The sequence below is a fragment of the Methanobrevibacter sp. YE315 genome, assembly GCF_001548675.1.
GTDB lineage: Archaea > Methanobacteriota > Methanobacteria > Methanobacteriales > Methanobacteriaceae > Methanocatella.
Map to the genome: position 1 here is coordinate 1,909,986 of NZ_CP010834.1, position 24,001 is coordinate 1,933,986.

General features: G+C 32.1%; 22 protein-coding genes. 12 read left to right on the plus strand and 10 right to left on the minus strand.

Translation table 11 applies throughout. The features are described from left to right. Window positions 1-5: 5 nt before the first annotated feature. Window positions 6-722, plus strand: a complete 717-nt coding sequence (locus TL18_RS08865) for a DUF4012 domain-containing protein (protein ID WP_067044415.1) — start codon at window positions 6-8, stop codon at window positions 720-722. Between the two features lie 160 nt (window positions 723-882). Beyond that, window positions 883-1,554, plus strand: coding sequence for an isoprenylcysteine carboxylmethyltransferase family protein (locus TL18_RS08870; protein ID WP_067044417.1), 672 nt, complete (start codon window positions 883-885; stop codon window positions 1,552-1,554). A gap of 30 nt (window positions 1,555-1,584) precedes the next feature. Here the strand turns inward: TL18_RS08870 and TL18_RS08875 are convergent, their stop codons facing one another. The 3 genes from TL18_RS08875 to TL18_RS08885 all read right to left on the minus strand — a co-directional run bounded on the left by TL18_RS08875 (window position 1,585) and on the right by TL18_RS08885 (window position 5,747). Beyond that, on the minus strand, window positions 1,585-2,583 hold the full coding sequence (locus TL18_RS08875; RefSeq protein WP_067044419.1) for an NADH-dependent flavin oxidoreductase: 999 nt from the start codon (window positions 2,581-2,583) through the stop codon (window positions 1,585-1,587). Between the two features lie 167 nt (window positions 2,584-2,750). Further along, entirely contained in the window at window positions 2,751-4,463 is a 1,713-nt protein-coding gene (oadA, locus tag TL18_RS08880) for a sodium-extruding oxaloacetate decarboxylase subunit alpha (RefSeq protein WP_067044420.1), read from the minus strand. Between the two features lie 189 nt (window positions 4,464-4,652). Further along, window positions 4,653-5,747, minus strand: coding sequence for an inositol-3-phosphate synthase (locus tag TL18_RS08885; protein WP_067044421.1), 1,095 nt, complete (start codon window positions 5,745-5,747; stop codon window positions 4,653-4,655). A 106-nt stretch (window positions 5,748-5,853) separates the two neighbouring features. Between TL18_RS08885 and TL18_RS08890 the strand changes: the two genes are divergently transcribed. From TL18_RS08890 to TL18_RS08915, 6 genes are all read left to right on the plus strand, one after another. Further along, window positions 5,854-7,101, plus strand: coding sequence for a glycosyltransferase (locus tag TL18_RS08890; protein ID WP_067044422.1), 1,248 nt, complete (start codon window positions 5,854-5,856; stop codon window positions 7,099-7,101). Continuing rightward, a complete protein-coding gene (locus TL18_RS08895) occupies window positions 7,098-7,940 on the plus strand; it encodes a UbiA family prenyltransferase (protein ID WP_067044429.1) in 843 nt (280 codons plus the stop codon). Before TL18_RS08890 ends, TL18_RS08895 begins: the two co-directional genes overlap by 4 nt. A 150-nt stretch (window positions 7,941-8,090) precedes the next feature. Continuing rightward, window positions 8,091-9,563 carry a glycosyltransferase family 39 protein gene (locus TL18_RS08900; protein WP_231483607.1) on the plus strand — a complete coding sequence of 491 codons (1,473 nt, stop codon included), beginning with the start codon at window positions 8,091-8,093 and terminating at the stop codon, window positions 9,561-9,563. Window position 9,564: 1 nt separating this feature from the next. Continuing rightward, window positions 9,565-10,731 (plus strand): glycosyltransferase, encoded by a 1,167-nt coding sequence (locus TL18_RS08905; RefSeq protein ID WP_067044431.1) that lies wholly within the window; start codon window positions 9,565-9,567, stop codon window positions 10,729-10,731. Between the two features lie 68 nt (window positions 10,732-10,799). Next, the gene (locus TL18_RS08910) at window positions 10,800-12,335 is read left to right on the plus strand and encodes a hypothetical protein (RefSeq protein ID WP_067044432.1); all 1,536 of its coding nucleotides are present in this window, start codon (window positions 10,800-10,802) and stop codon (window positions 12,333-12,335) included. Between the two features lie 26 nt (window positions 12,336-12,361). After that, entirely contained in the window at window positions 12,362-12,853 is a 492-nt protein-coding gene (locus tag TL18_RS08915; RefSeq protein WP_067044433.1) for a DapH/DapD/GlmU-related protein, read from the plus strand. On the opposite strand, the gene TL18_RS08920 is transcribed toward TL18_RS08915, so the two are convergent. The 4 genes from TL18_RS08920 to TL18_RS08935 are packed head-to-tail and all read right to left on the minus strand — an operon-like array spanning window position 12,850 to window position 18,440. Further along, the gene (locus TL18_RS08920; protein WP_067044436.1) at window positions 12,850-14,286 is read right to left on the minus strand and encodes a lipopolysaccharide biosynthesis protein; all 1,437 of its coding nucleotides are present in this window, start codon (window positions 14,284-14,286) and stop codon (window positions 12,850-12,852) included. The genes TL18_RS08915 and TL18_RS08920 overlap by 4 nt on opposite strands. After that, on the minus strand, window positions 14,279-15,700 hold the full coding sequence (locus TL18_RS08925; protein WP_067044438.1) for a sialyltransferase: 1,422 nt from the start codon (window positions 15,698-15,700) through the stop codon (window positions 14,279-14,281). Before TL18_RS08925 ends, TL18_RS08920 begins: the two co-directional genes overlap by 8 nt. An 11-nt stretch (window positions 15,701-15,711) precedes the next feature. Then, window positions 15,712-16,764 (minus strand): N-acetylneuraminate synthase family protein, encoded by a 1,053-nt coding sequence (locus TL18_RS08930; protein ID WP_067044442.1) that lies wholly within the window; start codon window positions 16,762-16,764, stop codon window positions 15,712-15,714. A gap of 11 nt (window positions 16,765-16,775) precedes the next feature. Further along, entirely contained in the window at window positions 16,776-18,440 is a 1,665-nt protein-coding gene (locus TL18_RS08935; RefSeq protein ID WP_067044445.1) for a cytidylyltransferase domain-containing protein, read from the minus strand. Window positions 18,441-18,531: 91 nt separating this feature from the next. Here TL18_RS08935 and hypD point away from each other — a divergent pair, with 91 nt between their 5' ends. From hypD to TL18_RS08950, 3 genes are read left to right on the plus strand one after another with little or no spacing between them, the layout of a single operon-like run. After that, window positions 18,532-19,578: a hydrogenase formation protein HypD gene (gene hypD, locus TL18_RS08940; protein WP_067045492.1), complete on the plus strand. Its 1,047-nt coding sequence runs from the start codon at window positions 18,532-18,534 to the stop codon at window positions 19,576-19,578. Window positions 19,579-19,580: 2 nt separating this feature from the next. Next, window positions 19,581-20,285, plus strand: a complete 705-nt coding sequence (locus TL18_RS08945; RefSeq protein ID WP_067044451.1) for a phosphoglycolate phosphatase — start codon at window positions 19,581-19,583, stop codon at window positions 20,283-20,285. 7 nt (window positions 20,286-20,292) lie between these two features. Further along, window positions 20,293-21,603: a TldD/PmbA family protein gene (locus tag TL18_RS08950; protein ID WP_067044453.1), complete on the plus strand. Its 1,311-nt coding sequence runs from the start codon at window positions 20,293-20,295 to the stop codon at window positions 21,601-21,603. Between the two features lie 14 nt (window positions 21,604-21,617). Here the strand turns inward: TL18_RS08950 and TL18_RS08955 are convergent, their stop codons facing one another. The 3 genes from TL18_RS08955 to glp are packed head-to-tail and all read right to left on the minus strand — an operon-like array spanning window position 21,618 to window position 23,589. Then, complete coding sequence (locus tag TL18_RS08955; protein WP_067044455.1) at window positions 21,618-21,866, minus strand: hypothetical protein; 249 nt, start codon at window positions 21,864-21,866, stop codon at window positions 21,618-21,620. A 10-nt stretch (window positions 21,867-21,876) separates the two neighbouring features. Next, window positions 21,877-22,338 carry a GyrI-like domain-containing protein gene (locus TL18_RS08960; protein ID WP_067044458.1) on the minus strand — a complete coding sequence of 154 codons (462 nt, stop codon included), beginning with the start codon at window positions 22,336-22,338 and terminating at the stop codon, window positions 21,877-21,879. 27 nt (window positions 22,339-22,365) lie between these two features. Next, entirely contained in the window at window positions 22,366-23,589 is a 1,224-nt protein-coding gene (gene glp / locus TL18_RS08965; RefSeq protein WP_067044461.1) for a gephyrin-like molybdotransferase Glp, read from the minus strand. A gap of 106 nt (window positions 23,590-23,695) precedes the next feature. On the opposite strand from glp, the gene eif1A reads away from it, so the two are divergent. Next, on the plus strand, window positions 23,696-24,001 hold the full coding sequence (gene eif1A, locus TL18_RS08970; RefSeq protein WP_067044464.1) for a translation initiation factor eIF-1A: 306 nt from the start codon (window positions 23,696-23,698) through the stop codon (window positions 23,999-24,001).

The window sequence follows — 24,001 nt, forward strand, 5'->3', positions numbered from 1 at the left end:
TAAAAATGAAAAGATCAAAAAAACTAATAATTGCCATCCTTATTGTAATTATTATCGGATTACTGGCCGTGATTTTTGGCACACTGTTTGGAGGTCCTGATTTAACAAAAGAAAACAAGGACATATTAGTCTTGGCTTCGGATAAATATGAACAACCAAATGGTGGAGTGGATATGGCATATTTGGTTCATTTAGAAAATGGAACCCTAAAAAATTACACACCAATCTATCCTGGTGAGATGTCACACCCTACAAAATCGGCACCCGGAGGACTGAGTGGGCGTATGATGTTCCACGATTGTCTATGGGACGGAGTAGATGGTGGAATGCAGAATGCAGAAGAAATTCTGGAAGCAAATACACATTTACATGCTGATGCAGTGGTTCTTGTTTATGATGAAGGATTAGATCATATTATTGACTCAATAAGACCACTAAAAGTAGATGGTGTTGTGAAAAACCTTAGTGCAACAGACATCATTCGTGAAAACGATGCATATAATGGTTACCCTGGAAATGAACATGTTCAAGGAAATATGTCTAGAGCAGATGCAGTTATGGTATTAGTAAAAGCTCTTTCTAATGCAAGTAAAGATCCAATCAAAAAGAGCACCATGGTAGAAGCTGCTTTAAAAGAATATTCCAATGGAAACATTATCATGAAACCAGAAGGTTCATTTACAAGACTGCTTGCTACTAAAGGATTTGAAAACATTTCATAACTCTTTAAAGAATTTATTCTTTAAAGACTTTTTTTATTATTTTAACTACAACTATTCAATTTCAAGAATTATTTCATGCTTATTTTAATGTTTAAAACATTGCTTAAAATTTAAAAAAATTAAAATATAAAATAATAGCAAAGGAAACTCTAGTGATATAATGGATAAAGAATTATTTTTTCAAGCCATATCTAAATTCTTTTTAGGTTTAATAATAATCATTTTGCTGTTATTTATACCCGCAGGAACTTTAAATTATCCAAACGGGTGGTTATTCATAGCTTTATTATTTATTCCAATGTTTATTGCAGGAATTATCATGTTTATTAAATCACCAGCCCTTTTAAAAAGAAGATTAAATGCCAAAGAAGAAGAAAATGAACAGAAAATTGTGATTTTAATTAGTGGAGCAATATTTTTATTTGCATTTATTGTGGCCGGATTAAATTTTAGATTTGGATGGATAAAGCTTCCCCAAACAATAATCATGATAGCTTCAATAATCTTTTTATTAAGCTATATCATGTATGGCGAAGTATTAAGGGAAAATATGTATCTTTCACGTACAGTTGAAGTAACTGAAAATCAAAAAGTAATTGACAGCGGATTATACGGACTTGTCAGACATCCAATGTATACCTCCACAATCTTTTTATTTTTATCAATGCCATTGGTATTGGATTCACTTTTTTCATTTATTATTATGCTAACTTATCCGATAATCATCTTTTTTAGAATAAGAAATGAAGAAAAAGTATTGGAAAATGAATTAGAGGGATATTCTGAATATAAAGAAAAGGTAAAATATAAAATCATCCCTTTCATATGGTAAAAAAATTCCCATCTAACTAAAAACATTATTTTAATATTTGAAGCAAGTACTGGTCTTTTTAGAATAACAATTATTGCAGCTTTGACAAATTGCCACCCCTTCACCATTTGCTTTCCAGTCTGCTAAAAAGTCCGCTTGGGCCACGAATGGTTTTGACATGGATATGAATTCAACGTTAGAATTATTTAAAACATCATTGATAGAGTCCATATCCCTAAGAGATCCTCCTAACACAACGGGAATGTCTACAGCATCAATCAAATCATCAACATAAACTAAAAATGGATGTTTTACTCCTTTGTCATAAATTTGGGATATTGTACGTGCAGTTAATTGGATGCTGTCTGCACCGGCTTTTTCAAGTTCACAAGCTATGTTAATGCTTTCATCAGCAGTTATTCCCCCTTTCCTAACATCCCATGGATTAATTCTGCAACTTACATGCATATCCATTGTTTTTTTAATTACTTTGATTATTTCTGATGAAATCCTCACACGGTTTTCAGTATTTCCCCCATACTTATCATCTCTTTGATTGAAATACGGATTCATGAATCTTGCAAGATAAAAATTATTGCCCATGTTTATCTGAATTCCATCAAAACCTGAAAATGAGAATTTTTTAGCAGCCATTATTACTTCAGCCTGCAATTTTCTTATCCCTTCCGGAGTGATGTCATTTGCTTCAACTTTTTGATTTACGCCATCATCATAATAAAAGAATGCAAGCTGGCCTAAAATAGGAACATCGTATTTATGAACAATGTCTGTTACCATCTGATAATCTTTAATAAAACCCCTGTAGTTCATATTTGTGGAATAAGGGAAAAACCTATCCTTATGGTCCAATGCAAATATTTCAGATACGATTAAACCTGTTCCGCTACTTGCAATCTTTTCATATCTGTCATAAATATCCGGAGTTAAAAATCCCCCTTCTGCAGTTTCAGTTTCCCAAGTACCTGTTCTTACAATACGACTATTAAGTTTTAAATTACCAAATTGAACTTCATCAAAAATATCCTTCATATTACCACAGCAAATAACAACTCTTATACTTATTTAAAACGAACACATTAATAAAATTTAAGGAAATTAAATATGGCACAATAAGAAAAAGAATTAAATTTTTTTATTATTTATTTTTTTGAAAGCCTAGTTTTAAAATATTGAAAAAAAGAAAAAATAGAGGTAATCTATTTGATTACCATTAAAGTATCACCTGCACTGACTGCATCACCAGGTTCTATAAAGATTTCTTTAACAACACCATCAACTTCTGACTGGATATCGTTTTCCATCTTCATAGCTTCAATAACACAGATAGTAGATCCTTTTGTAACTTTGTCTCCAACATTAACGTTGAGTTTAATAACCATACCTTGCATTGATGATGTTACTCCACCTTCAACAGGCTGGAAATTGCCTCCAGCAGTTTCTTCGATTTCCATGAACCCGGTAGGCATGATTTTAACTTCATACATGTCCCCATCAACTTCAACATTGTATTGGGTTGGAATTCCAATAGCATCATCATCACTGAATGCATGAGGCGGTTTAAGTTCTTCCTCTTCAGCTTCACCTTTAAGGAATTTTGGAGCGATAGGAGGATATAAAGCATAGGTTAATGCGTCCTCATCAGATTTGACAAAACCTTTTTCCATACCTTCAGATTTGAATTTGTCGAATTCAGGTTCTAACAAGTCTGCAGGTCTGCAGGTAATAACTTCCTCATCACCAATGATTTTTTTGGAAATTTCCTCATCTACAGGTGATGGTGGTTTACCATACATTCCTTTCATGTATTCTTTTACTTCATTTGACACTGTTTTGTATCTTTCTCCACCCAATACGTTCATTACAGACTGAATACCAACAATCTGACTTGTTGGAGTTACAAGAGGCGGGTATCCCATATCTTTTCTAACACGAGGCATCTCTTCTAAAACATCATTATACCTATCAAGTGCATTTTGCTCTTTGAGTTGAGAGATAAGATTTGATAGCATTCCTCCAGGAATTTGGTATAATAAAACATCTGCATCGATACTTTCAGAAATTGGGTCAAGAATACCTAAGTATTTCTCTTTAATGTCATCGAAGTATTTTTTAATATGAGCCAATAATTTTAAGTCAAGTCCTGTGTCGAAGTCAGTTCCTTGTAAAGCAGCTACCATACTTTCTGTTGGTGGTTGACTTGTTCCCCATGCTAAAGGTGAAATTGCAGTGTCTAGAATATCTACTCCAGCCTGACATGCTGCATAATAACTAATAGGAGTCATACCACTAGTACAATGACAATGCAAATCTACAAGCAAATCAGTTTCTTCTTTTAATGCTGAAACTAAATCATAAGCTGCTGTAGGTGTAATTAAACCGGCCATGTCTTTAATGGCAACTGAATCACAATCGAGAGCTTCAAGATTCTTAGCTAAATCAACAAAATCATCTAAAGTATGGACTGGGCTTATAGTATAACTAATGGTTCCTTGTACATGGGCGCCTTGATCTTTAGCAACTTTAATAGCTTTTTCCATGTTTCTTATATCATTTAAAGCATCAAAAACTCTAAAAATATCCACACCATTTTCATATGACTTCTCTACGAATTTTGTTACAATATCATCAGGATAATGTTTATAGCCAACTAAATTCTGTCCTCTTAAAAGCATTTGGATTGGAGTCTTATTAAATTCTGATTTTAATTGCCTTAATCTTTCCCATGGATCTTCATTTAAATATCTTATACAAGTATCAAAAGTAGCTCCACCCCAGGCTTCTACTGAGAAATACCCAACTTTATCCATTTCTTCTGCAATAGGAACCATATCTCTTGTTCTCATCCTAGTTGCAAGTAATGATTGGTGAGCATCACGAAGTGCTGTTTCTGTAATTCTTACTTTTGCCATTTGATATTACACCTCTCTTAAATTTTATTTAAATAATAATCATAAATTATCCAACTTTAATATATGTTTTTTGTATTATATAAATTATTACCAAATTATCAAATATCAAACATATTCAAAAAGAACTTAAAAAAAATATTAAAAAAATACAGAAAATTGAAATAAAAAAAAGTAAAAAAAATTGAAAAATTATCTTTCTAATTCGCCAGAAATGAATTTTTCAACATTTTCATATGCTTCATCATCATCAAATTGGATTGGAGGGTGTTTCATAGTATATGAAGAAATAGAAGTTAATTGTCCACCAATACCCCTTTCTAAACCAATTTTACAACATCTGACAGCATCAATTACACAACCTGCAGAGTTTGGAGAATCTTCAACGCTTAACCTGAGTTCAATGTTCATTGGAACATCACCAAATGTACGACCTTCCATTCTGAGGAAACATAATTTATTGTCATTTTGCCATGGGACATAATCACTAGGTCCGATATGGATATCCCTGTCATCCATTCTTTCATTCAAAACTGATTGAACAGCTTCGGTTTTAGATTCTTTTTTGGAATCCAATCTTTCACGATTGAGCATATTTAAGAAATCAGTGTTACCACCTGTATTAATTTGATAGGTCCTGTCTAATTTTACACCCCTATCCATAAATAAACTAGCTAGTGTTCTATGTGTAATAGTAGCACCAATTTGCGCTTTAATATCATCACCAACAATAGGAATTCCTTTTTCTTTGAATTTTGCATCCCATTCATCATCGCTTACAATGAAAACAGGCATACAGTTCACATATGCAACTTCAGCATCAAGAGCACATTGAGCATAGTATCTTGCAGCCTCTTCGGAACCTACAGGCAAATAATTTACTAATATTTCAGCGCCGCTTTCTTTTAAAACTTCAACTACATCAACAGGGTCTTCATCACTTACAACAAAAGTATAATCATCATCATAATTAGCCATATGTTCAGCAACACCATCTAAAACATGACCCATACTTACTTTAACATCATATTTAGGAATATCTTTCTGGAAAACAGTTGTACAATTCGGTTTAGCAAAAATTGCCTCATCAATAGTCTTTCCAACCTTCCTTGCATCAACATCAAAAGCTGCAACCACTTCTATGTCACTAGGTTTGTAACCTCCAATATCCCAATGCATAAGCCCAATTGCATCTTCTGGTTTTTTACCATCATAATAATGAATTCCTTGAATAAGAGAACTAGCACAGTTTCCTATTCCAACAATAGCTATTTTTATTTTGTTCACAATAACACCAGCTTCATAATACTAAAATAAATTTAATATAAATAAAATACTAATACTATGTTATTTAATATACTTTATATAATTATTGTTTAAGGAAATAATTAAAATGAAGAAAATCTTATTTATTGCATTTTATTACAACTATACAAATGAAATAGCCTCAAAAAGACTGAGGGGAATTTCAAAATATTTACCGAAATACGGATTTGAACCTATAGTTATTGTTCCAAAAACATCTCATTCCACTGTGAAATTCGATAATGTTCAAGTTATTGAAACAGAATACGAAAATATGCTTTCAAAATTCATGCCTAGTAAAAAAGGAGATGGGGAAACCACATCAGATAATAAAGAAAATAAACTCATGTCCAAAGCCATTTCAATCGCGGGAGAAGTGTTCGCTTATCCTGATGGCATGAAATACTGGAAAACCCCTGCATTTAATGCCTGTTGTGAAATAATTGAAAAAGAAAACATATCCGGAATAATCTCATCATCATTTCCGATTACATCACACTTAATCGCACATGATTTAAAAGAAAAATATGATATTCCCTGGATTGCGGATTTAAGGGACCTATGGAATCTGAATCCATATATCAACCATACTTTCATTAGAAATCATTTTGAAAAAAGACTGGAAATGAATACATTCAAGAATGTTGATGTGTTAACAACCACAACACCCCTTGCAAAAAAAGTCCTGCAAACCTTGCATCCCTCAAAAAGGATTGTTCCAATTGTTTCAGGATATGATCCAGAAGACTTTAAAAATATAACACAAACCCATAAAACCAATGAATTAACACTAATGTATGCAGGTTCACTTTATGGTGGCAAAAGAGATCCTTCAATACTATTTGAAGCGATTAGCCAATTAATCAGTGAAAATAAAATTCCTCAAGATAAAATAATCATCAATTTCTATGGAGACACAACAAACCTCAAGGAATTATCTGAAAAATATAATATTCCTTCAAATATAAAAATCAATGGAAAGATTAGCCACGAAGAAGTGTTGAAAAACCAAGCAAACTCAGATGTTCTTTTATTAATTTCTTGGATAAATAAGAATGAAGAAATGTTTATTCCTGGAAAAATCTATGAATATATGGCATCTAAAAAGCCCGTGCTATCACTGGGATATAAAGAAGGCTCTCTTAAGGAACTGATTGAAAGAACAAATATTGGTTACCACGTATCCACAGTTGAAGAAAGTAAAAAAATTATTTATGATTACTATCAAAAATATATTAATAATGAATTGGAATATACTGGAAATGAATTTGTAGAAGAATACTCGATGGAGAACACTGCAAAGAAATTTTCCGATATCTTAGAGGAAATAACATGAATCCATATATTGAAATTTTAAGACCTGGAAATGCAATAATGGGTGCAATATCAATTATTCTAATAGCAATTATTGATAGGACAATAAGCATCCCCATAATACTTGCAATGATTACCGTGTTTTTCGAAACTGCTGCGGGAAATGTAATCAATGATTATTTTGATTATAACATTGATTTAATTAATAAACCTGAAAGACCCCTTCCTTCCGGAAGGATTTCTTTGAAGAATGGAAGAAATTATGGTTATCTCTTATTTTTAGCCGGGACAATATGTGGATTTCTCATAAGCTATTTAACAAATAATTGGATTCCTTTTGTTATTGTGCTTATTGCAGACGTTATTCTTTATCTATATGCCTACAAACTAAAATCCACACCTCTAATTGGAAACTTGGCTGTAGGATTTATGACAGGTTTTGGATTTGTATTTGGTGGATTTTCATTGAATACCTCCGACATCATATTAACTTCAATATACTTGGGATTCTTTGCATTCGTAATGACAACAGCCCGTGAAATCATAAAAGATATTGAGGATATTGAAGGAGACCGGGCTGAAGGTGCAAAAACCTTGCCTATTCTAATAGGTGAAAGGATTCCTGCAGTAATAGCTACAATTTTAATTATTGTTGACTGTGCATTATGTCCTATCCTATATTACAATCATATTTTTGGGGTTTATTACTTATTTGTGATAATTATTGCAGTAATTTTATTCCTTTATTCTGGAATTTCCATTTTAAAATCACAAGACAGACAGACTGCTGCAAAAGCCTCTAAAAATTTAAAAATAGGTATGTTGATAGCATTTGTGGCATTTGTATTCGGGTCCTTCTAGTCAAAATACCATTTAATATTTATACAATATATTAAAGAAATATAAATAATGTTTGAAGATTTTGATATAAAACAAAGAGATAAATATTATTTAATATTTATAGCAATTTTTAGTACAATACTAGTTGGATATTACATCAATTTCAATAATATGATTGGTGTTTCCTGTTCTGATGTTTATGTTTACCTGCTGAATGCACTTTACTATACTGGAACTAACATACATTCCACCGGAAACATATATTTATCCCCATTGATTTGCTTTTTGACTTCAATATTTTTCATGTTCGGTTTTGTAGATAAGTTATCAATATTTATTGTGACTGGAGTTTTTGCAATAATCGGAAACATTGGTTGTTATCTACTGTTTAAAAAGTATTTTGATGATACATTAAGCTTAACAGGAACTATACTCTATTCAACATTTTCACTTTATTTGACATGGCTTGCAAATGGTACATTAGATATTCCCGCAACAGGAATAATAATATGGATTGCCTTATTTACAGTGATTGCTATTAAGGAAAATCCTAAATTTTACGCATATGTAATTCCTTTAATAATGATTGGATTTTTTACAAGATACACTGTAATTTTAACAATACCTGCATTTTTACTTTATTATGTTTTGGAAAAGGGATTTACAATTGATTCTGAAGATCTAAAATACATTAAAAAAGGAATTATATTTGCTGTGTTGTTGGGCATAATCATCTTAGGAATACTTTTAATCATGGGCCATGGCCAGTTTGCGGCTGGAAGTCAGATTTCAAATGGAATTATCGGTAAAAAAGGATCAGACGGAGACCCGGCATATAATCCTGAAGTAGGTTATTATGTAGTGAATCTGCCAAACTTTATTTCAAATTCACATACGGTATTTGATGGAAATCCTGTTTTGGAAAATCCAACCATACTTTCATGGACCATATTTGTAATATTAATCATTGGTGCAGGATTATGGTTATATGAGCGGGAATTCAAATTAGAGAAAAAAGATATTATCCCTGCAGTATTGGTTTTAATAGCCATTATCACATATACCAGGATAAGCTCAGTGATAACAACATTATTAATTCTTATCTCATTATATCTGATTGGTAAAGATTCCCCGCATAAAGACGGATATTTCATGTTGGCCTGGATATTTTCAAATCTTATTTTCCTTAGCTATTATGAAATTAAGGTAAACAGGTACATAATCCCAACATTTCCAGCACTGATTTTCTTTGTTCTCAGTGCAATAAATCTTATTCACAAACATGTTAAAATCAATAAAAATATTATTCCAATTTTATTAATTGCATTATTCATAATACAAGGATTTGCTTTTACAGCGACATTTGAACCAACAAACCAGTATTCCGCTACAGAAGAAATTTCACAGTATATTATAGATCATGACCCTGATTATAAAGACAAGTTAATTGGGGTATACAATATTAGACCATATAGCTGGTGGTTAGGAGAAAACACTGTTGGAATACCGAGCGGAAGCCAAAAAACGATTGATTCAAGTAATGTCAGTTATTATATCTCTAATCAAAAATTAGATAATTTAACAAATTACACTGAAATAACAAATATTGACAAATTCTACCTATATAATAAAACAAGTGTTTAAAATGAATATATTGCATGTAGTGCCATCATTTGCCCCTTGTTTTTCAGCAGGAGGAGTGGTAAATGCTTCTTATCAAATTGCGAAAAAACAAGTTGAAAAGGGACATAATGTTAGCGTATATACCACAGATAGTTGTCAGGAAAGATTGAAGTTTAAGGACAACTATAATGTCAATGTTGATGGAATAAATGTTTTTTATTTTAAAAATGCATCAAATAACATAAAAAATAACTTAACCATTGATACTCCGATTAATTTGCCAAATTATCTAAGAAAAACCATAAATAACTTTGATATTATCCATATCCATGAGCATAGGCATTCACTTGCGATTGCAACACACAGATATGCTAAAAAAAATGATATCCCATATGTTTTGCAGGCTCATGGTTCTGTTCTGCCTTTTTTTCAAAAAGAAAAATTAAAGGAAATATTTGATAAAATCTGGGGTTTTGATATTTTATATGATGCAAATAAAGTCTTTGCATTAACTGATGTGGAAAAACAGCAATATTTGCAGATGGGCGTTGAAGAATCAAAAATTGAAATTGTGCCTCTTGGAATAAACCTTGATGAGTATAAAGCGCTGCCCCAAAAAGGAGCATTCAAAACCAAATATGGCATCAAAGATGATGAAAAGATAATACTGTTTTTAGGAAGAATCCATGAAATAAAGGGATTGGATTTGCTAATCAAGAGTTTTAACAAAATTCCTAACGAAAAGATTAAATTAGCAATTGTTGGCGGAGATTATGGCTTTTTAAATCATCTCGAAAATTTGATAGAGGAATACAATCTAAAAGATAAAGTAATATTTCCTGGAGTCCTGGTTGGTGAAGCTAAAAAAGAAGCGTTGGTTGACTGTGACATATTTGTTATGCCTTCCAGATATGAATCATTTACAACCAGCGGTCTTGAGGCAATGGCATGTAAAAAGCCATTAATTCTAACAAAAAACAACCACATTTCTGATTGGGTAGATGATAATGTGGGGCTCGTATGTGATTTTGATGAAAATAATTTATCTGACTGCATTTCCAGATTAATTAAAGATGAAGGCTTATGTGAAAAATTCGGATACAACGGTGTGCAATTAATCCAAAAAAAATATAATTGGGATATAATCGAACAGCAAATAGAATCAATCTACAAAAAATTTTTACAATAATTTAGAAACATATATAATAAAAAAAACTTAAAAATATATAACATAATAAAGTAATTAAAGAGGATAAAATGAAAGTTGTATGCTGTAAGAACTGTGGTGCAAAATACCAACTCGACGATGATGATGATATCACCACCTTCGAGTGTTCTTCATGTGCAGGGGACTTAGAATACCTGGAAGAGTATTCTAATGAAGAAACTGAGTCCAAATCATCATTTATCGATTCATTCAAGTATGACAATTCATATATTGTACAATGTCAAGATTGCGGACTAAAATACAAAATCAAAAGTAGCGATAGCATACTTGATTATGAATGCGATAGCTGTGGCGGATCTTTAAGATATTTAGATGATGAATTAAATAAAGAATTAGATAACTATCTTGAAGAAAGACGTAAAGAGATTCAGACCATTAGAAATGAAACCCAATCTAATGAACCAACATCTGAAGAATTAAAAACAGAAGATAACAGACGCTCCTTTAAATCAATTACTAATAGACTTGAAAATTTCTTTTCAGAAGATCAAATGCTAAAAATAGCTGATGATGAGAAAAGAGAAAAAGAACTGCAAGAAGAAGAGGAAGCAGCCACTAAAACTGCAAGAACCACTATTCCAGAACCCGTTTTATCAAGATTTGGTAAAGAATTTGCTGTTCCAAAAACTAATGACTATAATATCCTAAAGAATTTCCTTAAAGATGAATTCTTAAAAGGAATGAAAGTATATTATCCTGAAAATCAAAAAGCTTCAACTAAAGAAAGTTTGCTTGAAAGAATTAGTTTTAAAGAACCTAATGAAAGACCAGTAGTACCTAATGATTATGCGGTTATTGGTGAAGATTTCAACTTTGATTTCCAAAATCTAAACACAAATAATGCTGTTATCATCATAGGAGTAATTATTTTTGTTTTAAGTATAATTGAAATTTTAGTCATTAATAGTGGTGTCGGTGTTGTTGCTTTATTTATAGGAGTAATTATCTTATGTTATGGAATTTATAAAACTAAAGACTTCAAAGAAAGTGAAGAAAGAACAAGAATTATCAGAGAACACTTGTTAACACTTCCTGAAGAGTATTACGTATTCTATAATGTTAAAACTCCTACTTCCAATTCTGGTATTAATCACGTTGTTGTAGGTCCAACTGGAATTTATGCATTACTTTCTCAAAAATATAATCCTAAACTTAGATTAGAGTCAGAAAATGAAAACTTGAATCTAATCGGGTCTAGTGAATTAGATGAAGATAAAATTGAAGAAGTACCAGTCTCTGGAAATAGCAGGAGATTTAGATACACAACCAAACAAGCTAAATTTTCACAGGACAACAAAATCAAGCAAAAAGCTTTAAGTTTAGGTGAGGATTTAATAAACTTCCTCAATGACAACAATATCAGGAACTGTTTTGTAGAACCTTTAGTTGGCTTCATAAACAATGAAGTTGTTGTTATAAATCTACCATTGACTGATGAAGATTTATTCATTGAAGAATTATTAAACAAGATCCAAACTACTACAATTAAATTAGATTCTGAAACAATCGACAAATGTGCTGTTTTACTTAACAACTACGCTGCAGATTGTTCTTCAGAAATTTAATTTCTTTTTTTATTTTTTTAGATATCATGATTATCAACAATATTAAGAAAAAATTATATCTCCATAGATGTAAAAGAGTTGCTAAACAATGTGGCGATAACCTCAAAGTAAATGGTGAAAGCTATGTTACACCGAATACTATTTTAGGCAACAATGTTAATTTTAATGGAATGAAAATACAAGGATTCGGCAACGTAGTTATTGGAGACAATTTCCACTCAGGCATTGATTGCATGATAATAACAAGCATCCACAACTATGATAATGGAAACGCCATACCTTATGATGACACAGTAATTTCAAAAGATGTGATAATCGAAGACAATGTCTGGCTTGGAAATAGGGTCATCATTTTGCCTGGAGTAAAAATTAGCGAAGGAGCAATTATTCAAGCCGGAAGTGTTGTTGTAAATGATATCGAAAAATGTGCAATAGTTGGGGGCCATCCCGCTAAAACCTTCAAGTACCGTGACATAGAACACTATGAAAAATTAAAAAAGGAAAAAAAATTCCATTAAATCATGCTTTTGACTAGATTAATCTCTTTTTTATCAATTCCTTTTAGCAGCAGCAATGCTGCAAAATAGATTATGACTGCAATAACAATTACGATTAAAATATTAATTATTCCATTAGGATTTGCCAATTTTACAAAAATTCCCATTATGGTTGAGGCAATTAAAATTTTAACTAAAGATTTTAAGTCAAATGGCAGATCAGCATATTTTTTAGAATATATTAAAGTTACGGCAAATGCAAAGAAATAACAGACAAATGTGGAAATACCTGCACCATAGATTCCAATATAAGGAACAGCAATAATATTTAAAATAATGTTTAAAATAGCTACACTAATCCAAATATAACCCAAAATTGTTGTTTTTTTCTCCAAAATGATGATGTTATTGACAATACCATAAATTCCCATAAATATTGCTCCCAAAGCAACCAAAGGAGTAATCATGTAACCTTGATTGGCAATAATTTCTGTTGTTAAAACATAAAGCAAAGGCTTTGAAAGCAAACTCATTCCAACAGCAGCAGGAATTGTAATCAACAAAAAATACTTCATGGAATAGGTTAAAAATGTATTGACTTTACCCATGTCCCCTTTTTCGAAATATTCTGGCAATACAGCAGGAAGCAAAACTGCAAATGGGGTTAAAAACATTAAAAGAATGCTTCCCAATGCATATCCTGGAGAATAGCATCCAACTGCAGCAGAACCAATCACAATACCAATGACAAATTTATCGCTTGAATCAACAACCCATGAAGAAACATTATTTGGAATGGTCGGTATTGCAAATTTCAATTCATCGGACAGGCTTTTGAATTTGGTTGTAAAGCCCAATTCACGAATAATCAAAATTGCCATAGCTATAAACACCAATAAATAACCGGACAACAAACCCAAAACAACAACTTCAAGAGGATAGTTCATTAGAGTAAGCACAATACATAACCCTACACCTATATAAGTTTGCAACACTAAAAATGCTGAATAAAAACTGATCTTTTGAAAAGTTCTGAAATAGCTTAATAACATCAAATTGATACATGCAAAAAATGATATGGCTGTAACAATTGCCATTATCTGCATATTTCCGTCAAACAGCGCATTAGCAATTTGATTTGAGAAAATTGAAAATATCAAAATCATTATCATTGTTGAACATAACACCAGCAGCATCATGGAATAGAAGGACTGTTTAATTATCTCCTTATCTTTTTCAGCGGCTAAAAATCTAACCATAGTATATGGAAGCCCCAAATTCACGATGTTTGGAACCAGCGCTACAAGAGTATTGACCTGAGCCCACACCCCATAATCCGCTGTGGAGAAGTTTTTTGTGATAATTGGAATAAATATTAATCCACTAAGGGAAATCAGGATATTTGCAATACCTACAATCCCAATCCTTTTAATAAACTGGACATATTCATCCATTATCAATCACACCTTTCAATAATTCTTTATCCAAATTCTTAAAAAAGAAATCCTTATCGTATTTGCTTGGTTCAAATTCATTTAAATTATCAACTAAATCAGAAACATCATTGATTTTAAAGACATATCCCCTTTCGATTAAATCATCCAAATATTCAATGCCCGGAACGTTTAAGATGAATGTTTTGCAATTAAACATCAATCCTTCATAAATGGCTGTTGAGAATGCTCCGACCTGATAGTTGGATTCTGCAAATAACTTATACAATGGGGTTTGGCTATTATCGATTACATCGAAATTTCCTAAATTGCTGGCTTTAACAAGGTCAGGATAATTTTGCTTCCAGTTTTCATATTCACCGGGATGCAGCTTATAGATGATTTTAAAATTTTCTAGTTTTTTTGCACTTTCATATGCAAGATTTGCCATGTATCTTCCGATAACTCCTTGAGAGATAAACAATATTTGGTTCGGATTTGATTTGATATCCATATACTCCCTTGATTGTTCTTCAAAATATGGAAATCCGATTGGAATTATATTTTTTTTAGAAATTGGAGAATATTCATCATTAATCCAATAATCACCAAATGTTAAAATTTTATTTGGAAAATACTTGATTTCATCATCGGATCTTGTTTTTAATGGATAAGAATAACCTAGATGATATTTTGATATTGTTCCATGTTGCAACTCGATTACTTCGATTTTTAAATCTTTTGCGGCTGCAACTATAGCCTGATTTTCGTAAGCTACAACAACGAAAATCTTTTTGGGTTTTCTCTTTTTAAACAATTCTGTGTATTTTTTATAGTCATATTGAAAATTCAATATATGCATTTTTAAAATATCTGAGAGATTTATTTTTATGTTGAATTCATTTTCCAAATCATTTTCAATATTGGAAATTAATTCTTTTTCATCAGATGAAAATTCGATTTTATGAAACTTTTTATAGATATATGAACCCAATTGAATCCTATCAGTATACTTTATATAATTTTGCTTATTTGTGAAATGCTCATTCAGATATGGTGATTCCAACACTTCAAAGGAGCGAGAATCCTTTAAAAAATCAACCAAAAAATAACTATATATGTCTTTATACTCTCCGTTAAAAAGCACTTTTCGCGGATGGTCAAAAATTAATATGTCCTTCTGTTGAGAGCCACTGAAAGGATTATGGAATAAACTATTTTTAACAAACGGAACAAATGATTTTATCTTATCAAAAAGGGATAACGATTGCTGTTGAGGTGCACCAAAGGTATTAGTCCGTCTAGTGATGTCATAATAGAGGTACATTCTGATTAACTGCCAAGGAAAACATCCCTGAATTTCCTGATAGTTTAAATTGTATTTTTCTTCCAAATTGAAAAACACATTGCAGACATCACTAACACTAAACGACATCAAAACACCAATTATGATAGCATTTCATAAGAAATTAACGTATCTTCCGAAATATCTTCAATAGCTTTTCTACCCCGGACATTATCTATATCCGCTGGAGAAATACCTGTGCCCGGCCTTTTAAATGTAACATTCTCCATGGAAATTAATTCACCTTTTTTAATATCCCTTAATGCAACAACAGATCTTCTTGCTTCTTTTCTTGCGGAAGATTCACAAATCAGAGGCTGTTTATTTTTACGGCCATTAATTTTAGATATGAATTTAACATTATTTTTGAATTTGATTACATCACTTGGGTCCATTGCATGATAATGGTCATTACCTTTCAAGGTTTTATCTAAAGTAAAATGCTTTTCAATTATGTTTGCCCCATAATTATAAGCGGTAGTTAAAACCATCATATTTTCATCAGGTTTTGTGTGATCAGAATATCCTATTTCATAATCTGGAAAATGTTCAGCCAAATCCTTAATCATTAACAGATTAGCATCTTCAAAAGATGTAGGGTAAGACAAAACACAATGCATTATAGCTATATCCACTTCAGAAACCTCTTCAATTGCAGCAACTGCATTTTTTATCTCTTTTAGAGTAGATGCTCCAGTTGAAATCATGATTGGTTTGTTTTTACCTGCAATATATTTAATAAAAGGAATATTTGTTAAATCAGAAGAAGAAATCTTATAGACATCAAGAAATTCATCAAGATAATCTACAGACTCAAAATCGAAAGGTGTGGATAAAAAAGTAATTCCAACTTCATTACAGTATTGTGCGAGCTGCCTGTACTCTTCAACACCAAATTTATCAAATTTTTTGAATAATTCAAATTGAGAGGTAGTTGGCTCTTCAGATAAATCCCAATATGCCGGAGAATTACGGGAAGCAATTGTTTCGGCTTTATATGTTTGAAATTTAACTGCATCAATACCGCAGGATTTTGCTTCATCAATCATGAGCTTTGCAGCATCCATATCTGAAATTCCTTCTTTTTCAGCAATGTCATAAAAGTTTACACCAATTTCACCAATTAAAAATGGTTTTTTGATAAATATATCCATAGTAAAACCTACTATCCATTTAATTCAAATTTCCTATACTCTTCACGAATTATTGCCCATATATTTTCAAATCCGTTTTTCAAGTCAATAGACAACATCTTTTCGCTCATTTCAACTCTTAAATGATAATCATTGACAAGGTTCACGAATTCATCAATCAGTTCCTGTTGGGTTACATCAACACCATAGCCCATATTTATAAATCCATTGCTTGAGTTTCCAAATACGTGAGATTTTTCACGGTCATTTTGGCACAAGCATATTGTCGGAATACCTAAAGAACATATCTCATACATGGTTCTTCCTGCAGAAGTAAACACTATATCCGCTTTAAACATGAATTCGCTAATGTTTGAAACATTTTTATAAATTTGAACTAAAGGATTTGACTCATATTTTGAAATAAGTTTATCCAAATCAGAATAACCCAATCCTACTACAACATTAATACGGCCTTCATAATTAGTTGCTAAAATTGAATCCAAAGCAAATTCTGTGAAATTATTCGGATCAGTTCCTCCAAATGTAATTAAAACATTTTTGACCTCTTGGGAAATAATCTTTTCAGGCTGGAAATAAAATTCATCCTTCAGGATATAATACTTATGGCCTGTGAAAATGTTCGGTTCGCCTGCATCATGTTCATACAATGCATCAAAGACAACATCGGCCAAATCAGTGCCAACACCCAAATCTTCAAAATTAACAACAAAATATCCGTCACTTTTTAATAATGACATATACTCATAACTTGTATCCAAGATATCATTAATAACAATTTGAGGAGAATATTCCTTTAATATATTCAACAAGTCCTCTTCATCCTCATAAGTTTTAAAGGAGTAATTATTATTCTTAATAAGATTAATACCCAACTCATGTTTTTCATCCAATAAGAATAAAACTTCATGAAATACCAATTTTGATGCAATTGACAAGCACCTGTAGACATGACCTGTGCCGATTTCATTATATGCATTAACAACAATTGCTATTTTTTTCTTTTGAAGATAGTTTTCCGCAACCCACCAATCTTCATAATTATCAATGTCAACACTTTCCTCACGGGATACTTCAACCAAATCCAAATTTGTACCCAAACGAGAATCTTCATGCACAAAATTCCTACGTGTAGCTAGGATTGCCCCAGTTTCTTTAAAAGATTTTGGCAAATACTGTCTGTTGACTCTTTCTATATAATTTGGGAAATATCTTTCATTAGCCTCATCATATCCCCAACTTAAATGCCTATCATCAACGACAGAAATTACGCTATCAATGGAAAAGTCTTCAAATTTTTCAATAGCCTTATCTAACGTGGAAGATTTGATTAATGGAGAAGTAGGTTGTAAAGTAATTACAATATCATATTCATCAAAAGCAAGTTTTTCTTTTTGAATCATTGCATCATAAACCACCGGGTCAAGCGGTATTTCATCACTGGCCAATTCTTCGGAACGTCTTATAACACCCGCTCCAAATTTTTCGGAAATTAATGCAATCTCAGAATCATCAGTAGTTACCACAATATCATCCACATATTGGGATGATTTTGCAATTCCAATCGCATAAGAGATTAAAGGTTTATTATTCAATAAACGGATATTCTTACGAGGAATCCCCTTTGAACCTCCTCTTGCAGGAATAACTACTAAAATTTTATTATTATCCAACATATTTATCCCTTGAAAATTACAATAAAATTTAATTAATCCAATACTAAATATATTTATAATATAATATTAAATCTTCGGTGTTAATATGGATATGAAAAATATGTCACAAGAGTTATTAAGAAGAATAAACGATTTAGCCACTCCTGTAAAGATAATGCACGTATGTGGCTCCCATGAACACACAATAATGGAAAATGGGATAAGAAGTTTATTGCCTGACGAAGTAGAAATTGTTGCAGGTCCAGGTTGTCCAGTGTGTGTAGTTCCATCTCGTGAAATTGATGAAAGTTTAGAACTTATAGAAAAAGGCGTTACAGTAACAACCTTTGGAGATATGCTAAGAGTTCCAGGATCAAATGGATCACTTGCTGATGCAAAATCTGAAGGTGGAGATGTAAGGGTAGTTTATGGAATCAACAGAGCTATTGAAATAGCTGAAAAAGAGGAAAATGATGTTGTATTCATTGCAGCAGGCTTTGAAACAACTGCCCCAACAACCGCAGCCGAACTACTATCAACACCTCCGGAAAACTTTTCAGTGCTTTCATGTCACAGATTAATCCCACCGGCAATTGACTTTTTAATTAATTCCGGGCAAACAAGCCTCAATGCATTAATACAACCGGGACACGTATGTACAATTATTGGAACCAAACCATTCGAATACTTCTCAACAGATTATGGAATACCTCAGGCAGTAGCAGGATTCAATCCATTAGACATATTAATGTCAGTATACATGATTTTAAGACAAATTCACAACGAAACACCGAAAATAGAAAATGAATACAACAGAGCCGTTAGGGAAGAAGGAAACGAAATAGCTCAGGAAATGATTGATCAAGTATTTTATGTTGATTCTAGGGAATGGAGAGGATTTCCAAAAATACCAAACTCAATATTGGAAGTGAAAGATGAATTCAGTGATTTCAATGCACGTGAAAAATATGACATTGAAGTAAAAGACGTTAATGAAGCACCAAAAGGATGCATTTGCGGACCTATCTTAAGGGGGCTTGCAAGACCTGAAGACTGTAAACTATTCAGAAAAGAATGCAACCCATTACATCCAATTGGAGCATGTATGGTTAGTAAAGAAGGAACTTGTAACATAGCACACAGATATTCAAGAGGATAAAAATGACTATAGAAGCAATTGCAGTAGATATCGATGGAACAATAACAGATGAGAAAAGGCAAATTTGTATTTCCGCTATTGAAGCATTAAGGAAAGCAGAAGCTGCAGGAATCCCCACAATAATTGTAACCGGAAATGTTGTAAATTATGCATATGCAACAGAAGTGCTGATTGGATGCAGTGGCGGAATTGTCTGTGAAAATGGAGGAGTTGTCTTTAAAGAAGGGGAAAACGACAATGCAGTTGAAATATTAGTCGAAAAAGAATTCGTAAATTCAGCTGAATCTCACTTAAAAGAAAAATTAGGTGAAAAATTCAACATTCATGCTTCCCATGACAACATGTACAGATCAACAGAAACCGTATTTTATAAAACTCTTGAAAGAAAAGAATTAGAAGAAGCATTATCAGATTTTAAATATATTGACCAGCTTGAAATCTACGATAGCGGTTTTGCACTTCATGTAACCGATAAAAGAGTAAACAAAGGAACTTCACTAAGGTATTTATGTGAAAGGAATGGCATAAATATGGAAAATGTGATGGCTATAGGAGATAGTCAAAACGATGAAGATTTCTTAAAAGAAGCAGGTTATAAAATTGCTGTTGGAAATGCAGAAGATGAGTTAAAACAGATAAGCACATACACCTGCGAAAAAATGTTCGGTGACGGAGTGGCTGAAGCTATTGAAAAATTTGCATTATAGTGATAAAATGATATATGAAATTGCACAAAAAGCACAAAAAGCAATCGAAAATGATTGTGATGCTTATGAAATTTACATTGATGAATCTAAATCCATTGAACTTGATTCAAGAAAGGAAGAGCTTAATTTTGTAAAAGAAGAAATAGAACGAGGAGTTGGAATTCGAGTAATTAAAGATGACAAAGTAGGTTTTGCATTTACTTCAAACATGGACAAAATAGCTGAAGCGGCAAGACAGTCCATCGAAAACACCAAACTGAACAAAGTTGACAAAAATTATACCTTTGCAGAAGTTGACACAGTCCCCCAAGTTGAAAAAGTTTATGATAAAAAGTTCGGGGAATTGTCACTTGATGAATCCATCGAATTCTTAAAAACTACAATTGATACTGCTGTTGACAGCGGCTGTGACGTGACAGGCTCTGGTTTTTCAGCAAGTGAAGGAAGATCATTAATTCTCAACTCAAATGGAGTGTCAATCGAAGATGAAGGAACCGGATTCGGTTTGGCTTTATCCGTGACTATACAAAAGGATGGCGAGATTGCAACAGCATATGATTCACAATCTTCAAGATTCTTTGATTTGGATGGTGAAAAATTAGCTAATGAAGTATGTAGTCTGGCAAAAAGTTCATTAGATACAAAACCTATTGAAACAAACGATTATAATGTTGTACTTGATTATTTTGCCGCCACCGGACTCCTACAAACATTTATAGGAGCATTTAACGGTGAAAATGTCATGAGGGGACGGTCCATTTTAAAAGATAAAATCGGGACTGAAATAGCAAACCCTAATTTAACCCTTACTGACAATCCACTTCTTGAAAAAGGAATATATAGTGCAAAATGTGATGGGGAAGGAAGCGTAAGTCAAAAAACTGATTTAATAAAAGAAGGTGTTTTAAACTCATTTATCTATGACATTTACACCGCAAACAAAGAGAATGTCAAAACAACATCAAATGGACTAAGAGGATCATATTTAACAACACCGATGATTGCTCCAACAAATCTTGAGTTTAAATTTAGTGAAATGAAGGATTTATCTGAAATAGGCAAAGGCGTTTTAACAACAAGCGTTTTAGGTTCACATACCGCAAATCCAATTTCCGGAGACTTCTCGGTTGAGGCAAGTAATGCATTTAAAATTGAAAATGGTGAATTAACAGACCCAATCAACAAAGCAATGATTTCAGGAAACATATTTGAAATCATGAAAAACGTGGAAGGTTTAAAATCAGAAATAAAACAATATGGGTCATTTATAATTCCTAAATTATTAGTCCATAATTTAAGAGTTGTCGGTCAAAATTAGAAAAAAAGAGAAAATTAAATCTTTTTTAATTTTTCTCTATATCTGTCAATTGTATCTTGTTTATAATCAATGCTTAAATATTCTGATGTTAACTTTTTGTTATCATCAAATTCTTTTATTTTTCTATCCGCCAGGTTGTTAATTTCCTTATCTAATTTCTTTATTCGATTTTCAAAAGAATTTTCTGATTTTCTCATATTTATATTTGTTTTACGAGAAAGTTTTTCAACTTCTTTATCAATATCAACTTTTTCTTTAGACATAAAAACACACCTACATTTCAATAATAGGTAATTGAATTTCAGTTATAAAATCATTTTCATTATCGCAATTGTGGAGACCCTTAATTAAAACTTCTTTAGGTGATCCGATAATGTCATAATGATTAGATTGGGCAACATCAACTAACTCAGCATAAGTATCTAGAATATTGTCAGTCGGACCAAAATGTTTTCCAGATAAAACTTTGTTTTCAATCATGTCAACGACACGAATCCTATCAGTTTCATCAGCATCATCCTTGATTGGAATGCTTACATCATAAACAACATCACCTTGATTAGCTTCATGTCTTGGTGAGAAATAAACAATGAACGGTTCACCATCAGTTTCTATTTCTTTTGCTTCAACCCAACCCATCAACATGGAAAGAAAAATATCTAAATCTTCAATTGGAGTTTTACAATTAATAACTGCCAATTTTTGTTCTGGAATTACTTTTACTTCATAATCCATAATTACACCTTACTTAAAATTATAATCCTAATTAAATAAATAAACTTCTACTTCCTCACCCTCATCTAAAAGTTCAACAGATTTTGGAACTTTAACATAACCATCAGCACTGGATAATGAGAAAATTGCTCCAGAATCTTTAAAGATTGGATGAATGTCTTCACCATCAACTTTAACAAGCTGATATTGCATCCTCCCAACTGGAGAGTGAATTCTTCTAGTCATTTTGCCTTTAACTGTTTCAAGCTCGAAATCCTTATCGATTCCGGCCAATTTGGTTAACGGCTCTGCAACAAAAGCGTTAAATATCATTAATGCAGAAACAGGATTTCCTGGAAGACCGATGACAATTTTACCATCAATTACGCCAACGATTGTAGGTTTTCCTGGCTGAACTGATATTCCATGAATGTAAACCTCACCCAATTCATCCAAAACATGTTTCAAGACATCTCCAAGACCTGCAGAGGTTCCTCCAGAACAAAGTAAGATATCAACTTCTTTTAGAGATTCCGTAATCTTTTCTTTTACTTCATCATAGTTATCTCTCATGATGCCTAAAAAGTGCGCATCAGCACCGCAAGAAAATGCTGCGTTCTTAATCATACCACCATTTACATCATAGATTTTACCATAGGTTAATTCCTCGCCCTGAAGGGTGATTTCATTTCCAGAAGACACCACTCCCAAAGTAGGCTTTTTATATACTTCAATTGTCTCAAAACCTTGTGAAAGTAAAACTCCGATTTTACCCGGATTTAAAAAGTCTCCCTTTTCAAGAATCAGTTTTCCTTCTTCGATGTCAGAGCCTTTTTTGGCAACGTCTTGAGAAGGAGTGGCTGTTGTTAATAAATTAACTTTACCGTCTAATTTTTCTGCATATTCAACCATGACAACAGATTCAGCACCTTCAGGCATTGCAGCACCAGTACTTATCTCAATACATTTTCCTTTTTCTACTTTCTTATCAGTTGTTGAACCTGCTTCTAAAAAATCAATGACATCTAAAGTATTTGGATTTTCCTCTGAAGCACCAAAACTATCTTCAGCCAGAATTGCAAAACCATCTTTTAAAGCCTTGTTAAAAGGTGGAAAATCCATTCTTGAATAAACATCTTCAAATAAAATCCTTCCATAGGATTCAGTGACGAGAATTTCTTCACTTTGGGGTTTTAAATTATCATCGAATAATTTTTGAATAATATCAATAGCTTCATCACATTCCTTAATTTTTAAAAATTCAGTTCCCATAATCACCACTTATATAAAAATACAATAAATTAATATATAATATATTGATAAATATATAAATAATTTAATCTTATAGAGAAATCTATTATAATTTGGAGGAGAGTATTTGTCTAAACCTAATCAAAATCAACAACAAGAATACAGAAGAGTAAGAACTCCTAAAAAAGGAGAAATCCCTGGAGTAGTTGAACAAATTATGGGACATGGAAAATTAAAAGTCCGCTGTGCCGATGGCAATATAAGAATGACTAGAATCCCTGGAAAAATGAAAAAACGTATTTGGATTCGTGAAGGAGACGTAATCCTTGTTAAACCATGGGATTTTCAAGCTGATGAGAAAGCTGACGTAATCTGGAGATACACAAAAACCGAATCTAATTGGCTTGAAAGAAAAGGCTACTTAAAAATGTAG

Bases quoted from the DNA above. Each gene is read 5' to 3' on its own strand.
- TL18_RS08865 (WP_067044415.1), top strand. From the start codon at position 6: ATGAAAAGATCAAAAAAACTAATAATTGCCATCCTTATTGTAATTATT.
- TL18_RS08870 (WP_067044417.1), top strand. From the start codon at position 883: ATGGATAAAGAATTATTTTTTCAAGCCATATCTAAATTCTTTTTAGGT.
- TL18_RS08875 (WP_067044419.1), bottom strand. From the start codon at position 2,583: ATGAAGGATATTTTTGATGAAGTTCAATTTGGTAATTTAAAACTTAAT.
- oadA (WP_067044420.1), bottom strand. From the start codon at position 4,463: ATGGCAAAAGTAAGAATTACAGAAACAGCACTTCGTGATGCTCACCAA.
- TL18_RS08890 (WP_067044422.1), top strand. From the start codon at position 5,854: ATGAAGAAAATCTTATTTATTGCATTTTATTACAACTATACAAATGAA.
- TL18_RS08895 (WP_067044429.1), top strand. From the start codon at position 7,098: ATGAATCCATATATTGAAATTTTAAGACCTGGAAATGCAATAATGGGT.
- TL18_RS08900 (WP_231483607.1), top strand. From the start codon at position 8,091: ATGATTGGTGTTTCCTGTTCTGATGTTTATGTTTACCTGCTGAATGCA.
- TL18_RS08905 (WP_067044431.1), top strand. From the start codon at position 9,565: ATGAATATATTGCATGTAGTGCCATCATTTGCCCCTTGTTTTTCAGCA.
- TL18_RS08910 (WP_067044432.1), top strand. From the start codon at position 10,800: ATGAAAGTTGTATGCTGTAAGAACTGTGGTGCAAAATACCAACTCGAC.
- TL18_RS08915 (WP_067044433.1), top strand. From the start codon at position 12,362: ATGATTATCAACAATATTAAGAAAAAATTATATCTCCATAGATGTAAA.
- TL18_RS08920 (WP_067044436.1), bottom strand. From the start codon at position 14,286: ATGGATGAATATGTCCAGTTTATTAAAAGGATTGGGATTGTAGGTATT.
- TL18_RS08925 (WP_067044438.1), bottom strand. From the start codon at position 15,700: ATGTCGTTTAGTGTTAGTGATGTCTGCAATGTGTTTTTCAATTTGGAA.
- TL18_RS08930 (WP_067044442.1), bottom strand. From the start codon at position 16,764: ATGGATATATTTATCAAAAAACCATTTTTAATTGGTGAAATTGGTGTA.
- TL18_RS08935 (WP_067044445.1), bottom strand. From the start codon at position 18,440: ATGTTGGATAATAATAAAATTTTAGTAGTTATTCCTGCAAGAGGAGGT.
- hypD (WP_067045492.1), top strand. From the start codon at position 18,532: ATGAAAAATATGTCACAAGAGTTATTAAGAAGAATAAACGATTTAGCC.
- TL18_RS08945 (WP_067044451.1), top strand. From the start codon at position 19,581: ATGACTATAGAAGCAATTGCAGTAGATATCGATGGAACAATAACAGAT.
- TL18_RS08950 (WP_067044453.1), top strand. From the start codon at position 20,293: ATGATATATGAAATTGCACAAAAAGCACAAAAAGCAATCGAAAATGAT.
- TL18_RS08955 (WP_067044455.1), bottom strand. From the start codon at position 21,866: ATGTCTAAAGAAAAAGTTGATATTGATAAAGAAGTTGAAAAACTTTCT.
- TL18_RS08960 (WP_067044458.1), bottom strand. From the start codon at position 22,338: ATGGATTATGAAGTAAAAGTAATTCCAGAACAAAAATTGGCAGTTATT.
- glp (WP_067044461.1), bottom strand. From the start codon at position 23,589: ATGGGAACTGAATTTTTAAAAATTAAGGAATGTGATGAAGCTATTGAT.